The organism is Streptomyces sp. NPDC026394 (assembly GCF_055567735.1).
Map to the genome: position 1 here is coordinate 12,535 of NZ_JBVHPX010000013.1, position 14,368 is coordinate 26,902.

At 74.1% G+C, this 14,368-nt stretch carries 13 protein-coding genes; 6 read left to right on the forward strand and 7 right to left on the reverse strand.

All coding sequences use genetic code 11. The annotated features are described in order from the left end of the window. Positions 1–56: 56 nt before the first annotated feature. On the forward strand, positions 57–1,175 hold the full coding sequence (locus ACZ4QV_RS26765; protein WP_467763508.1) for a hypothetical protein: 1,119 nt from the start codon (positions 57–59) through the stop codon (positions 1,173–1,175). Here the strand turns inward: ACZ4QV_RS26765 and ACZ4QV_RS26770 are convergent. After that, positions 1,117–2,154 carry a M64 family metallopeptidase gene (locus tag ACZ4QV_RS26770; protein WP_361585026.1) on the reverse strand — a complete coding sequence of 346 codons (1,038 nt, stop codon included), beginning with the start codon at positions 2,152–2,154 and terminating at the stop codon, positions 1,117–1,119. The genes ACZ4QV_RS26765 and ACZ4QV_RS26770 overlap by 59 nt on opposite strands. 567 nt (positions 2,155–2,721) lie before the next feature. On the opposite strand from ACZ4QV_RS26770, the gene ACZ4QV_RS26775 reads away from it, so the two are divergent. Next, positions 2,722–3,375: a response regulator transcription factor gene (locus tag ACZ4QV_RS26775; protein ID WP_361585029.1), complete on the forward strand. Its 654-nt coding sequence runs from the start codon at positions 2,722–2,724 to the stop codon at positions 3,373–3,375. Between the two features lie 104 nt (positions 3,376–3,479). Next, positions 3,480–4,595 carry a sensor histidine kinase gene (locus tag ACZ4QV_RS26780; RefSeq protein ID WP_361585322.1) on the forward strand — a complete coding sequence of 372 codons (1,116 nt, stop codon included), beginning with the start codon at positions 3,480–3,482 and terminating at the stop codon, positions 4,593–4,595. 161 nt (positions 4,596–4,756) lie between these two features. On the opposite strand, the gene ACZ4QV_RS26785 is transcribed toward ACZ4QV_RS26780, so the two are convergent. After that, positions 4,757–5,131, reverse strand: a complete 375-nt coding sequence (locus ACZ4QV_RS26785; protein ID WP_031001764.1) for an STAS domain-containing protein — start codon at positions 5,129–5,131, stop codon at positions 4,757–4,759. A 396-nt stretch (positions 5,132–5,527) separates the two neighbouring features. Between ACZ4QV_RS26785 and ACZ4QV_RS26790 the strand changes: the two genes are divergently transcribed. Both ACZ4QV_RS26790 and ACZ4QV_RS26795 read left to right on the forward strand, forming a co-directional pair. Continuing rightward, a complete protein-coding gene (locus ACZ4QV_RS26790; protein WP_361156857.1) occupies positions 5,528–6,139 on the forward strand; it encodes a sigma-70 family RNA polymerase sigma factor in 612 nt (203 codons plus the stop codon). Then, positions 6,136–7,635 carry a zf-HC2 domain-containing protein gene (locus ACZ4QV_RS26795; RefSeq protein ID WP_467763509.1) on the forward strand — a complete coding sequence of 500 codons (1,500 nt, stop codon included), beginning with the start codon at positions 6,136–6,138 and terminating at the stop codon, positions 7,633–7,635. The genes ACZ4QV_RS26790 and ACZ4QV_RS26795 overlap by 4 nt, the downstream gene beginning before the upstream one ends. Positions 7,636–7,673: 38 nt before the next feature. Here the strand turns inward: ACZ4QV_RS26795 and purU are convergent, their stop codons facing one another. Beyond that, positions 7,674–8,546, reverse strand: a complete 873-nt coding sequence (gene purU / locus ACZ4QV_RS26800; RefSeq protein ID WP_361156859.1) for a formyltetrahydrofolate deformylase — start codon at positions 8,544–8,546, stop codon at positions 7,674–7,676. Positions 8,547–8,654: 108 nt separating this feature from the next. Beyond that, positions 8,655–9,104 (reverse strand): SCO4402 family protein, encoded by a 450-nt coding sequence (locus ACZ4QV_RS26805; RefSeq protein ID WP_467763510.1) that lies wholly within the window; start codon positions 9,102–9,104, stop codon positions 8,655–8,657. A gap of 180 nt (positions 9,105–9,284) precedes the next feature. Between ACZ4QV_RS26805 and ACZ4QV_RS26810 the strand changes: the two genes are divergently transcribed. Then, on the forward strand, positions 9,285–10,634 hold the full coding sequence (locus ACZ4QV_RS26810) for an ABC transporter substrate-binding protein (RefSeq protein ID WP_361585034.1): 1,350 nt from the start codon (positions 9,285–9,287) through the stop codon (positions 10,632–10,634). A gap of 171 nt (positions 10,635–10,805) precedes the next feature. On the opposite strand, the gene ACZ4QV_RS26815 is transcribed toward ACZ4QV_RS26810, so the two are convergent. The 3 genes from ACZ4QV_RS26815 to ACZ4QV_RS26825 are packed head-to-tail and all read right to left on the reverse strand — an operon-like array spanning position 10,806 to position 14,354. Then, on the reverse strand, positions 10,806–11,786 hold the full coding sequence (locus ACZ4QV_RS26815) for an ABC transporter substrate-binding protein (RefSeq protein WP_361156863.1): 981 nt from the start codon (positions 11,784–11,786) through the stop codon (positions 10,806–10,808). Positions 11,787–11,826: 40 nt separating this feature from the next. After that, positions 11,827–13,194, reverse strand: coding sequence for an enterochelin esterase (gene fes / locus ACZ4QV_RS26820; protein ID WP_361585037.1), 1,368 nt, complete (start codon positions 13,192–13,194; stop codon positions 11,827–11,829). Next, a complete protein-coding gene (locus ACZ4QV_RS26825) occupies positions 13,191–14,354 on the reverse strand; it encodes a nucleotide disphospho-sugar-binding domain-containing protein (RefSeq protein ID WP_361585040.1) in 1,164 nt (387 codons plus the stop codon). The genes fes and ACZ4QV_RS26825 overlap by 4 nt, the downstream gene beginning before the upstream one ends. Positions 14,355–14,368 lie beyond the last annotated feature (14 nt).

Genomic DNA, 14,368 nt, shown 5'->3' on the forward strand with positions numbered 1-14,368 from the left:
AAGGCAGTCGGCGGCACACGGGCTCTGAGCACGGCGCGGCGGATCGGGGGTCGGACATGGTGATGCAGGACGGCGGTGCGGTGGACGTCCGGCCCGGTCCCGACCCCGGGCGGGCGGCGGCCGGGCACGAGCGCGCGTACCGCACGGCGGGGGCCGCCCTCGCGGTCTACGGCGGCGCGCTGACCGCGTGGACGGTGTACGGCATCGTCCAGGGTGAGGGCAGCGTCTGGGACTTCTTCGAGGGGCTCTTCAACCCGCGTGCCTCCTTCTTCATGTGGACGCTCGGGCCCGGCGAATGGGCCCTGGTCGTCGCGCTGCTGGCGGTCGCGGCGGGCGCGCTGGCCCTGCGGCGGGTGGCGCGTACGGGTGCTCTGCTGCTGGGCTGGGTGATCCTCGCCCAGTCCGTGCGCGAGATCGTCGGCCTGTGCCACGCCGGGTACCGGCAGTTGTACGCCGTGGAGCCGCTCGGCGGCTGGGTACTGGCGACGCGGGCCCTGGGGCTGCCGGCCGCCCTGATCGTGATCGTGGCACTGCTCCGGGCCACCGAACGGGCGGGAGCGGCCGGGGCCGCCGCGGGCGGCGGGGCAGCCGGAGAGGGCGACACCCGGACAGGAGTGACAAAACGGTCGTGCGCCGACACCGACTCCTGGTGGCGGCGCCGGCTCTCCCGTATCTGCGGGGTGCTCTTCCTCGTCATGGGCGCGACCCGGCTCGTCTGGGCGGCATGGAGCACGGCCGAGGAGCACATCGGCCTGGGCACCTATCTGCGCCGGGCGGTGGACGGCTCCGCGACCGGCGGCATGGTCCAGCTCTCGCAGTCCGGCGAGTTCACCACGCTCTCGTCGGTCAGCGTCCTGCTGGTGCTCGGCGTGCTCGCCGTCCGCAGCAACCGCGACGTGCGCGGCGCGCTCCTGGTGTTCGCCGCGGTCGAGCTGTACCTGACCGTGCGGACGGTGGTCCTGCTGACCGTCACCGGGTTCTTCGGCGGCCCGTTCGTCACGGGCGAGAGCGCGGCGTCGCTGGTGATCACGGCGTACGAACTGGCCGCCACGACCTCGGTGGTGGTCCTGGCGACCGGCCGCTCGTTCAGTGCCTATGGTGCGTACGAGTCCCGGCTCAGCGGCCCGTATGGCGGTGGAAGCCATCGATCATCGCCTGACGGCCGGGCAGGTTGAACTCCCGGCCCAGGGTCCGCATGATCGAGTTCTCGGTGGGCCGGTTGAGGCCGCGCGGGTGGTAGCCGCCGCCCTCGAAGGCGCCGACCTTGCCGCCGTCCGGCGAGTTCTGGCCGAGGTAGCGGTACCACTTGGCCTTCTTGGCCTTCATCTCCGCGACGCTCATCTTGGTGATGTTGGGCGCGGCCGGCTCCGGGCCGCTGTACGTGCCGTTGGTGTCGTACACGTACTCGTCGGCCAGCTTCCCGAGGGAGTGGCCCGTCTCGTGGACCGCCACCTGCGCGGAGTCGCGGTGGTCGGAGGAGGCGGTGGCGATACCGTCGTACCCGACGGACGAGGTGATGCCGTTGTAGCCCGCGCCGCCGTACTTGGCGGAGTTGCCGAGGACGATCACGAGGTCGGCGTCCGGGGCCTTGGAGGCGTACGACTCGACCTTGCCGGTGTCCACGCACAGCAGGCGCTCGATGTCGTCGCACCAGAAGCGGGCGTCCAGCGCGGTGTCCTTGACCACGCCCTTGGCCGGGTCGCCGGAGACGCCGGACTGGTTGGAGACGGCGTCCACGGTCCAGACGTTGAACAGCGAGCGGTTCGAGGCGTACGGCTCGACGGCGGAGACCTGCGCCCACTTGGCCTTCGCGTCGGCGTGGAAGTCCTTCTGCTGGGCGAGCGTGTAGCCGTCGCCGATGACGACGACGTCGACCTTCTTGTCGGTGGGGCCGTTGCGCACGACCGAGGTCACGGTGCCGTCGGCGGCCAGCTCGGCGGCGGAGCGCGCGCGGTGGGCGCTCACCAGGCTCTCGGGCGTGGCGGCCGGGACGGTGGTGTGCCGGGGGTGCCCCTGCGGGGTGAAGTACTCGACCTGCTGGGTGCGGGCGTCCGCGGGCGGGGGCGCGGACGCGGCGGGGGAAGCCGACGCGGCGGCGGGGGCGGTGGCCGCCATGCCGCCGACGAGCGCGAGGCCGGCCGCGGCGGCGGCCACGCGAAGGCCCGTACGGCGACGGGTGGCCGCCCGGGTCCGTATGCGCGTCCGTATGGAGGTGCCGGGCGGTGTGGGGATACGCCGGGGTCTGTGCACGAAGAAGCCTCCGAAGCGATGCCGAGCCGTGCCCCGGGGGGCCGTGCTCCGAGGGGGTGGTGGCCCGCGCGGCGCCCAACGGGCAGGCGTGCGGCGGATCGCGGCCAACCTAGAGGCGCCAGTGACGGGAGGCAACGGGCGGGGCGGAAGTTGTCCGGAGGTGAGCGACGCCGGGCCGGTCGCGGATACGGAACGGGTCCAGCGGGACGTTGCCGGGTGGCTGGTCGAAGTCCGCCAGGGCGCTCAACGGCGACGGCCGCCACGTGTGGGGGTCGCGGCGGCCGTCACTGTGAGCTGCGCCGCCTCGGCCGCTCGTGGCCTCCTCGGTGGTGCAGCATGAAAGGCACTCTGCCCGCGGGCGCCACCTCACGGCATCCTCCGCAGGTCGTGCACCGACCCCCGCCGTCCGGCGGGGGTCGCCACGGTGTGCGGCGGGCAGGCCCATGGACGCGATGCAGAGAGGGGCGGCCGGTGATCCGTGTCGCGGTGGTGGACGACGAGCGGCTGGTCAGATCCGGGCTGCGGATGATCCTGGGCACCGCCCCGGACATCGAGATGGTCGCGGACTGCGGCGGCGGCGAGGCCGTGGACACCGTGCTGGAGAGCGCGGCGGACGTCGTACTGCTCGACATCCGGATGCCGGACGTGGACGGGCTGACCGTCCTGCGCGGCCTGCGCGCCGCGCCCGAACCGCCCGCCGTGGCCATGCTGACGACCTTCGACGCGCAGGAGTACCTGACCGCGGCGCTGCGCGAAGGCGCGGCCGGTTTCCTGCTCAAGGACTCCGACCCGGAACAACTCGTCCGGGCCGTACGGACCCTGGCCGAGGGGGGCAGCGTGCTCGACCCGGGGGTCACCCGCGCCGTGATCGGCGGCTTCCTCACCGCCGAGGACCAGGCCGCCGCGGTCCGCGCCGTAGGGGCGCTGACGCCGCGGGAGTCCGAGGTGCTGGCCCTGCTCGGCGAGGGCCTGGGCAACGCGCAGATCGCGGAGCGGATGGGCCTGGCACCGAGCACCGTCAAGGACCACGTACGGGCGCTGCTGGGCAAGCTGGGCGGGCTCAACCGCGTCCAGGCGGCGATCCTCGCGGACCGCGCGGGCCTCGTCGCGGGCGGTCCCCGGTGAACGCGCGCGGCGGCCTTACCGACGGCATACGCCGGGCCGTGCCCCAGGCCGTGTCCCGGACCGCGTCCCGGGCCGTACCCCTGGTCGTGCCGGTGCTGCTGTCCATGGTGGACGCCTTCCTCGTCAACGGTCTGGACCTGGGACTGGAGTTGGGCGTCTCCCTGGTCGCCGCCACCGCGCTGCTGCTGCGGCGCCGGCTGCCGCTCGCCGTCTTCCTCGTCACCCTGCCGGGCCTGTACATCGGCTACATCTGGTTCGCGCCGATGATCGCCCTCTACACCCTCGCCGCGCTCCGCCCCGGCCGCGCCCGGCTCGGCGGCTGCGCCGCGCTGCTGATCGCCGCGCACTTCCTCCCGTACCCGCTCTCCGACCTGGACCCGGGCGCGTACCGCGAGAACGTGCAGGTGCTGATCGACGCGACGGTGACCTCGGCCGCACCCATCGCGCTGGGCCTGCTGGTGCGCACCCGCCGCGAACTCGCCGCCCGGGTCGACGACCTGACCCGCAGCCTGCGCCGCGAGGACCGGCTGATCGCGGACCGGGTGCTGGCCACCGAGCGGGCGCGGCTGGCCCGCGAGATGCACGACGTGGTCGCGCACCAGGTCAGCCTGATCAGCCTGCAGGCCGGAGCGGTGCAGGTGAGCACCGGGGAGGACGCCGCGCGGGAGTCGGCCCGGACGATCCGTGAGCTGTCCGTACGGACCCTGGAGGAGCTGCGGCACATGGTCGGCATCCTGCGGGCGGCCGGCGGCGGCAGCGCGGACGCGCGGGACCTGGCACCGCAGCCGGACCTGGCCGAACTGCCGCGGCTGATCGAGATGAGCGCCCTGGACGTCGTGTACGAGCACGAGGTGCCGGACGGGGCGGCCGGGGCCAAGGCCGTGGAACGGGCCGCCTTCCGGACCGTCCAGGAGGCGCTGACCAACGTACGCAAGCACGCGCCGGGCGCGCGGGTACGGGTGCGGGTCGCGGCGGTGGGGGCGGAGCGGGCGGAGGGGAGCGCCGAGGGAGCGGAGCCGGTGGCCCCGCGGGGGCTGCGGGTGGAGGTGCGCAACGGGCCGCCGGACGCCTCCGCACCGGCCCCGGCGCTGCCGGGCGGCGGCCACGGCCTGGTCGGCCTGCGCGAGCGCGCCCAGAGCCTGGGCGGGCTGCTGGAGGCCGGGCACACGGCGGACGGGGGATTTCTCGTACGGGCGGAATTCCCCCGGGACGCGGGGTGAGGATTCCGCCAGATTTGTGGCGAGTTGAAATGATCAGGAGCAGAAATGAAGGGCTCCGACTCGACACTTGATCCCGGTAAGTAATCGACATGCGACTCTGCGCCATCATCGATCGCCGGGCGCGGTCGCCGGAAGACCCCGCCCCGGCGGGTCTCGTGGAACTACGCGGACAGCGGGGCGGCCGCTTCGTCGACGGCCGTGCTCAGGTCCGGGTAGACCTCGAAGAGGCGGCGCACGCCGAGCGCCGCGAGCACCCGGTTGACGTGCGAGCCGTCCACCGCGCCCTGCGCGGGCAGGATCAGCCGCAGCCGCCCCTGGCAGGAGCGCATCAGCCGACGGGCGGCGATCAGCACGCCGACGCCGCTGGAGTCGCAGAACTGGACCTCGGAGAGGTCGAGCACCACACTGCGACGGCCCTCCGCGACCGCGTCGTGCACGTGCTGGCGCACCGTCGGCGACGTGACCAGGTCCATCTCGCCGGAGACCTGCAATACGGCCCAGCGGCCCTGCTCGCCTTCTGCCACCTTCAACGACACGCGCTCGAAGCCTTTCGCTCGCTTGCGGACGGGACACTCCCCGGTACCAACCGGAATGCACCCTTCCCGCCTCGACTGCCCGGCCGTTCTTCCCTGAAACTCTTCAGAATTCTGTGCGCAACGGGCCGTTCCTCTCCAAGGCTATGCCCAGTGAGCGGGGAACTTTCCCCGGGAACCGGTCACACACGGATAACACATCGGCAGATACGGGCGCGAACGGTTGCGCTTCGATCCACCCTGAGCGGGCATTACCACCAAAAGTGACCGTCTCCATACCATCCGTAGGTCATCGGCAGGGCGGGTTTGCCGCAAAGGGGCATCAATGTCGGACCGGGCCACTACATTCGATGGCACGGTGGAGTGCGGGGCACGGCGGCGGCGAGGGATGGGGGCCGGATGGGACATGACGCACCACCGCGCTGGGACAGGCGGATGCAGCAGCGGCTGGCGCGCGGCGAGGCGGCCGCGCTCGGTGAGCTGTACGACCGGTTCGCTTCGCTTGTGCACAGCCTTGCCCGCCGAGTCCTCGGCAGCGAGACCGCCGCCGACCGCATCACCCGTGAAGTCTTCGGCTACATCTGGGAGAACCCCGACTCCTACGACCCCAAGCAGGGCTCGCTGCGCTCCTGGGTGGCCCAGCTCGCCCAGCGCCAGTCCGTGCACCGGCTGCGGCAGGCCGAGGCCGCCTCGGCCCGGGACCGCGGCAAGGACGCTCCCGAGCCCGCCGAGCTGGAGCGCCAGGTCCGCGCCGCCTCCACCGCCGCCCGCGCCGACTACATCGTCACGTCCATGCCCGCCCCGCTGCGCGCCGCCCTGGAGCTGGCCTACTTCCAGCGCCGCGACTACCGCCAGACCGCCGCCGACCTCGGCGTCACCGAGGACGAGGCCCGGCGGCGGCTGCGGCTGGGCCTGCAACTGCTGTCCACCGCGCACAACCATCAGGCCCTGCCGCCCGCGCGGCCGGCGGAGTCCCCGCCGAGCGGCCCCGGACCCGGACGGCAGCGGTGAACGGCCCGGAGGAGTGGGACCGGCACGATCCGGACGACCCCCACGGCCCGCACGAGCCAGGAGGCCCGCACGAGCCGGGAGACCCGCACGTCCCGCACGATCCGGGCGCCCCGCAGGGCCCCGGCACCGACGGCGCGTCCCGCTCCGGCGGCCGGCCCCGTATACCGTCCCCGCGCACCGCGGCCGAGGACGACGGGCCGCTGCCCGACGCGCCGTCGCCGACGGCGCGACCGCACGCACCGGAACCACCGGCCCCGGAACCACCGGCACCCGCGTCACCGCAGCCCGCATCATCGGAGTCCGCATCACCGGAACCGGCGACCGCCCCCGCGGACGCCGGGAACGGGTCCGCGCACCCCCTCGCGCCACCCGGGCCCGCGCCCGCACCGCCCCCGCACCGGGTCCTGAAGTCCCTGCTGGGCGCGTGGGCCCTGGCCGCCTGCTCCGCCGAGGAGACGGCCGCCGTGGAGGAGCACCTCACGGACTGCGCGCCCTGCGCGGACGAGGCGCTGCGCCTGCGGGACGCGGTCGGCCTGCTGCATCCGGCCGACCCGCTGGACCTCGACCCGCTGTTGCGCTCGCGGGTGCTGGAGGGCTGCCTGGGCCGGCGCCCGGCCCGTATCCCCGTTCCGGAGTGGGCGGCCCCGTACGACGCCGAGACCGCCAAGCTGGACGCGCTGCTCAGCGACATGGGCGAGGCGGAGTGGCAGGCTCCGGTGCGGCTGCGCTGGTTCGAGGACGAGCGGCCCGCCGAGCGGCGCACCACCGTGGCCGGGGTCATCGGGCATCTGATGGCCGTGGACGGCCTGGTCGCCACCGCGCTCGGCCTCGGCGACCCGCTGGGCGCCGCCGCCCCGCACGGGCCGGCCGGTCCCGACGACCGTACGGAAGCCTGCTGGCAGGCGATCGCCGACGGCCGCGCCCCGCACGCCACCCGCGGACCGTGGCGCGACCAGAGCCACACCCTGGTCCGGACGGTGTCCTTCGCCGGCCACGGCGTCACCGGACTGGCCGTGCCGTACGGGGGCACCCGGCTGCCGCTGCGCGACGCCTTCCTGGACCGCGCCTTCGAGTGCTGGGTGCACGCGGGTGACATCGCCGAGGCGGTGGACTATCCGTACGAGGCCCCGGCCGCCGGGCATCTGCACCTCATGGTCGACCTGGCGGCCCGGCTGCTGCCCCGCGCGCTGGCCTACCGGTGCCGGGCCGGGCTGGCGCCGCCGCCGCAGCGCCTGGTCGAGGCGGGCGCGCCCGGCCGTACGCTGCATCTGGAGGTCGAGGGCAGCGGCGGCGGTCACTGGTACATAGCCCTGGACTCGCCGGGCGCCCTCGGCACGCCGGACCGCACGGTCGCGCACATCGCGCTGGACAGCATGGAGTTCTGCCAGTTGGCCGCCGGGCACGTGCCGCCGGAGGAGACGGCCGCCGGGCAGCACGGCGAGCCGGAGGCGATCCGCGACGTGCTGTTCGCCACGGCGTCGCTCTCGCGGCTGTGAGCGTGCCCGTGCCCCGCCGGGGGCACGGGCAGCGGTCGCTACGCGAAGACGACCGTGCGCGAGCCGTTGAGCAGGACGCGGCGCTCGCTGTGCCACTGCACGGCGCGCGCCAGGGCCTGGCACTCCACATCCCGGCCGACCGCCACGAGCTGGTCCGGCGTGACGCCGTGACCGACGCGCTCGACCTCCTGCTCGATGATCGGGCCCTCGTCGAGGTCGGCCGTCACGTAGTGCGCGGTGGCCCCGATGAGCTTCACGCCGCGCGCGTGCGCCTGGTGGTAGGGCTTGGCGCCCTTGAAGCTCGGCAGGAAGGAGTGGTGGATGTTGATGATCCGCCCGGACAGCGCCTTGCACAGGTCGTCGGAGAGCACCTGCATGTAGCGGGCCAGCACGACCAGCTCGACGTTCTCCTCGCGCACCAGCTCCAGCAACCGCGCCTCGGCGGCGGCCTTGGTGTCCTTGGTCACCGGGATGTGGTGGAAGGGGATGCCGTACGAGCCGGCCAGCTCGGCGAAGTCGGTGTGGTTGGAGACCACGGCCGCGATCTCGACCGGCAGCGCGCCGATCCGGGAGCGGAAGAGCAGGTCGTTGAGGCAGTGCCCGAACTTGGACACCATCAGGACGATGCGCATCTTCTCGTCGGCGCGGTGGATCTGCCAGTCCATCTGGAAGGAGTCGCCGACCGCGGCGAAGCTGGCGCGCAGCTTCTCCACGCTGACCGTGGCGTCCGCGCTGAAGTGGACCCGCATGAAGAAGAGCCCGGTGTCGTGGTCCCCGAACTGCTGGCTGTCCTCGATGTTGCAACCGGTCATGAACAGGTAGCTGGACACCGCGTGCACGATGCCCTGCTTGTCCGGGCAGGAGAGGGTGAGGACGTACTGGTCGGGGGTACTGGGCTGCGAGTCGCTCATGACCTCATAGGGTCGCACATTCCCGGCCGTGGTCCGTCCCACGGCGGGACGGACGGCGGGGGCGGGAGCGGACGAAACCTCTCGGCCGCGGGGTCCCGCGCCGCGTCCTCAGGCCGGGGCGCCCTGCCCCCGCGTCATGATGGCCAGGACCTCCAGCGAGTGCGGCGGCGCGTCCGGGTCCTCGCCGTCCGCCACCGCCATCCGTACGTGCGCGTCGCGCGCGGCCCGTACCGCCTCCGGCCAGCCGTGGTGCTCCAGGTAGGCGGTCACCGGGGCGTCCGGGCCGACCTGGTGCATGATGCGCAGCACCCGCAGGACGGCGACGTCGACCAGCGACGCCTCCTGGGAGTCGCGGAAGATCGTGCCGACGTACTTCTCGGCGGACCAGTTGTCCAGCCAGGTGTCCTCGACGAGCCGGTAGACGGCGTCGGTGACGTCCCCGTACCCCGGGAGACCGGCCAGCCAGGTCTCCCGCTGGAAGACGGGGTCGGAAAGCATGTGCAGCGCGGAGCGCACATTGCTGCGCCAGCGCCACCACGGCATGTCGGTCAGCGGCATGGCGCCCATGGTGGTCGAGCGACGGCCGCGACGGGAAGACTTCTCCGAACCTTGCACAGTATTCGATCGTACGTTCTCCGCCGATGATCACTGGCGGCCCCCCGGAGTTCACCGCGCCGTCACCACCCGTTGCTCCGGCGTCACTCACACGTTCCGGGCGAAGCGGAATGCTCCGTGCACATGACCGGACGGCGACGCCCCTCCTCCCCCCGCCCCTTCCCCCGCGCCCTCGCGGCAGCCACCGCCGCGACGGCCTGCACGGCGGTCCTGGCGTCACTGCTCTCGGCCTGCGGCTCCCTCCCCGGCGCCCCGGGAGGCTCCGGGGAGAAGGAGCCGCTCACCGTCATGACGTGGGCCCCGGTGGACACCAAGGCGACCAACATGCCGGGCATGCCCGCGATGGCCGAGGCGTACGCCCGCTGGGTCAACTCCCGGGGCGGCCTCGGCGGTCACCCGCTGAAGGTCGTCACCTGCAACGACCACAACGACTCGGTGGCCGCCGCGGGCTGCGCGCAGCGGGCGGTCGAGGCCAAGGCGGTCGCGGTCGTCGGCTCGTACAGCCAGTTCGGCCGCTCGTTCATCTCGCCCCTGGAGCGGAACGGCATCCCCTACCTCGGCGGCTACGGCGTCTCCGACGAGGAGTTCGCCAGTCCGCTGTCGTATCCGGTCAACGGCGGCCAGGCGGCCCTCCTGGCGGGCAACGGACGGCAGCTCGCGAGCGTCTGCGAACGGGTCTCGCTGGTGCGCCCGGACACCATCCAGGGCGACCAGATGCCGGCCCTGCTCAGCGCGGGCCTGGCCGACGGCAGCCGCGCCGCCGCGAAGGACGTCCGCGCGCCCGAGGACGGCACCGACTACGCCGACGCGGCACGGCGCGCGCTGGACGGCGTCGGCGCCGGCACGGCCGGAACGGGCGCGGCGGGCGGCGCCAAGGCCGCCGGCGGCTGTGTGACGGCCGCCCTCGGCGAGCGCACCGACACGTTCTTCGACTCCTTCCGCCGGCTCCAGCCCGACGGCTCGAAGGTACGGATCGCCTCGGTGCTGGGCAGTGCCGGCCAGGCGCTGGTGGACCGTACGGGCGGCCGGGCCGGGCCGCTGGAGGGCGCGTACCTGACGGGCTGGTACCCCGTCGCGAGCGACCCGCGCTGGAACCCGATGCGCAAGGTCATCCACGACCACGCCTTCGGCGACAACCGCATCGACCCCGCCGACCCGGGCGTCCAGACGACGTGGATCGCCTACACCGTGCTGCGCGCGATCGTGGAACGGCTGGGCAAGGAAGGCGTCGAGGACATCACGGCCCACACCGTGCAGCAGGCCCTGGACCGCGGCGGACAGGCCGTGGACACGGGCGGGCTGACGCCGAAGCTGCGCTGGCGCTCCGAGGACATGCTCGCGGTGCAGGACTTCCCGCGCACCGTGAACGCGCTGGTGACCTACCAGGTCGTACGGGAAGGGCAGCTCGTGGCGGCGAAGGAGGGCTTCGTGAACGTCGCCGGGACACTGGAGAAGCCGCGGGCGGACGTCTGAGGAGCGTCCGTAGCCGCCCGCTGAGGGACATCCGGCGCGCCCCGCTGAGGCGCGTCCGTCACATGCCGCTGAGGCACGTCCGACGCGCCCCGCTCAGGGGCACCGGCCGACGCGCCCCGCTCAGGGGCACCGGCCGGCGCGCCCCCGCCGCCCGCCCGTACGGCCACCCGCTCAGCTCTTCTTCGTCAGGGCCTTCTCGACGTCCGTGAGGACCGCCTCGGCGGCGAGCGGGCCGCCCGAGCTGTTCCACGCCGAACCGTCGATCACTACGACGTGGTGCTTCTCGACGGCCTTGAGCTTGCCGAAGTTCGGTACGGCCGTGGCCTCCTTCAGTCCCTTCTCCCCCGCGGCCCGGTCGCCGAGCGCGCCGAGGAACAGCCAGTCGCCGTCGATGGTCTCCAGGCGCTCCAGGCTCACCGGCTCGCTGTGGCCGGAGCTCTCGCCCTGCTGGCCCTGGGGCCGCTTCAGGCCGAGCGCGGCGAGAGTGTCGCCGACGTGGCCCTTGCCCTTGCCGACGACCGAGGGCGCGCCGTTCTGCCAGCGGATGACGCTGGTGACGGCCCCGGCGTTGTCCCCGAGCCCGTTCTTCACGGTCTTCAGGCGCGCGTCGAAGGCGTCCAGCCACTTCTGGCCGTCGGCCTTCTTGCCGAGGGCGTCGGCGGTCGCGGTGAAGGCGTCCCGCCAGGGGGCGTTGAGCTTGGCGGTGAGCACGGTGGGCGCGATCCGGCCGAGCTTGTCCTGGACGCGCTTGGCGCCCACCGTCTCGTCGAGCAGGATCAGGTCGGGGCGCAGGGCGGCGAGCTTGTCCAGGTCGGGTTCGGCGACGTTGGCGACGATCTCGGCGGACTTCGCCTTCGGCGCGAGGTAGCCGGCCACGCCGGACTGGCCGCGGCCGCTGGTGGCGCCGATCGGGTGGGCGCCGAGGGCGAGGGCGGCGTCGAGGGTGGGTTCGCTGAGCGTGACCACCTTCTTCGGGGCGGCGGGCACCTCCACCTTCTTGCCGTTGGCGTCGGTGACGGTACGGGTGCCGGAGCCGCCCGCCTTGGTGTCGGCGCCGTCCTTGCCGCCGGAGTCGCCGTCCCCGCAGCCGGCGAGGGTCAGGGCGCCGGCCAGGGCGACGGTGAGCAGGGCGGCGGATCGGCGGTAACGCATCGGAAATGCTCCTCGGGTGTGCGGAAAAGTTCGGGGGAGGTCAGCGGGTGCCGGTGGCCGGGGGCGCGGCGGTGTCCCGTCGGCCGGGTGGCGTGCCGGGGCCGAGCAGGGCGATCAGCCCCTGGGCCAGGCCGACGGCCCAACAGGCGTAGTCGTGGCCGCCGTTGTAGTCGGAGCCGGTGACGGTGTGACCGTCGGCGCGGAGCTTCTGGCGCAGGTCACGGGTCTGTTCGAGCATGCCCCACTCGTGCAGCCCGGCCTCCAGGTGCAGCCGCAGGCCGCGCGGTGCGCCCGCGGCGTAGCGGCGGGTGATCCACGCGGTCTCCTCGGCCGGTTCGCCCGGGGGCCGCCACCACAGGGAGGGGGACTGGGCCAGGACGTTGCCGAAACGCTTCGGCGCCGTGTGCCCCGCGTACAGGGCGGTGAGTCCGCCCAGGCTCTGCCCGGCGACGACCGTGCGCGCCGGATCCGTGCCGACCGGCAACCGGCCGGCGGCCCAGGGCAGCAGCTCTTCGGCGAGGAAGGTGACGTACTCCGGGTGGCCGCCGAGTTCCCGGGCGCGGGTGGCGTTGTCGACGGCGTGCGGGGCGAGCACGGTCAGCGGCGGGATCGCGCCGTCGGCGACGAGGCCGTCGAGCGCGTCCTCCAGGTGCAGTTGGCCGAACCACATGTCGCCGTCGAGCAGGACGAGGGTGTCGGTGCGCCCGCCGGGGCCCGCGCCGGGCGCCGACGGCTCGTACACCCACACCTCGCGTTCCGTGCCGAGCGCGGCGCTGGTCACCTGGTGGCGCCGTACCGTGCCGCGCGGGGCGCCGGGCCCCGCGGGGCGGGTCCACGGGCGGGGCGGGGCGTGCGTGAGTTCGAAGACGGAGCCGGGCGGACCGTGCCAGCGGGTGGCTATCGTGCGGGGGTTGAGGGGGTCGCCGACACCGGTGGCGGCCAGCGCGCCGAGGTCGTCCGGCGCCCGGCCCTCGGTGTCGGGGGCGATGCGGTACGAGCCGCGGTGGTCGCCGCGCAGACGGTAGGTCAGGTGCCACACGTCCGTACCGGGCAGGTGGCGCATCAGGCTGGCGGCCAGGTCGGAGCGGTCCATCAGCCGGTTGACCATCAGCAGCACCTGGCGGGTCGCGGGGTCGCCGCGCCACAGGAAGGTGACGGCGCGGTGGTCGGGGTCGGCGTCGAGCGGTTCGGCCAGTGGCGTGCCGCGGGCTTTCACCTCGTCCCAGAACCGGTCCAGCACCGCGGCACGGGCCTGTGCCGACCCGGCCGCGGCCAGCTCGGCGGCCAGGCGCCGTACCCGCGGGCTGTCCGTGGTCTCGGCCGGGTGGGGCCGGGGGGTACGGGGCGGCCCGGCGGGGACTGCCGGGGCGGTGCGGGCGGTCGCTGGGATGCCGTCCGCGTGGGTCATCTGTTCACTCCCTGGGAGAGGGCCAGTTCGACGAGCCGGGGTACGACGTCGGCAGGGCTGGGCATGACGGCCATCTCCTCGGCCGTCTCCCCGGCAGCGGTGGCCAGCGCTTCGTCCTCAAGGAGCCGGCGGACCAGTTCGCGCCCGGGGCGGTCGGGCCCGGCGAGGGCGGCCGGGTCCTCCGGCACCAGACCGCACCCGCGCCGCCGGACCGCCGCCGCGTTGGCCGGCCGGTCGGCGCCCTCGCCGAGGACGAGCTGCGGCAGGCCGGAGTCCAGGGCGGTCAGGGTGGTGCCCGCGCCGCCGTGGTGGATGGTGGCGTCACTGCCCGCGAGCAGCGCGCCCAGGGGTGTCCACGCCACGGGGCGGACGTTGTCGGGGAGCGGGCCGAGCGCGGACAGGTCGGCGCCGCCGAGGGCGAGGACGAACTCGGCGTCGGTGACGCGGGCGGCGTCCACGACCCACTCGACGGGCGAGACACCGTCCACGACCGGGCGGACCGTGCCGAGGGTGACCGCGATCCGGGGGCGTTTGCGGTCCTCGAAGAGCCAGCGCGGGAGCGCTCCGCCGCCGTTGTACGGGACGTAGCGCAGGTAGCGGCGGTGCGGTTCGGCGGTGACGCTCATGGCGGGCGGGGTGACGTCGAGCCAGGCGGCGACCGGGCCGGGGCCGGTGAGGCCGTGCCGGGCGTACCCGTCGGCGAGGGCGTCGTTCATCATCGCGACGTGCCGTCCGGTGTGGCCGAATCCGACCGCGTGCACGACCGAGGGGATGCCGAGGGCGGCGGCCACGAGCTGGCCGACGACGCCGTTGGGGGTGTGCACGACGAGGTCGGGCCGCCACTGACGGGCGATGTCGACCATGGTGTCCGCCATCTCCTCGCTGAAGAAGGAGAAGCCCTTGCCCTTGGGGGTGGTGCGCTGCTCGCCCGGGGCCGGGGGCTTGCCCTGGCGGCCCTTCTCCATGGCCGCGTACAGGGCGTCGGGGTCGATGCCGGGCGCGCAGTCGACGGCCGGCAGCCCGGCGGAGACGGTGTGGCCGACGGCCCGTCCGCAGGTGGCGACGAGGACGTCGTGGCCCGCGGCGCGGAACGCCTGGGCCAGCGGGACCATCGGGTAGAGCAGCCCGAAGAAGGGGGGCCCGGCGAACAGGACACGCATCGAACTACCTGCTT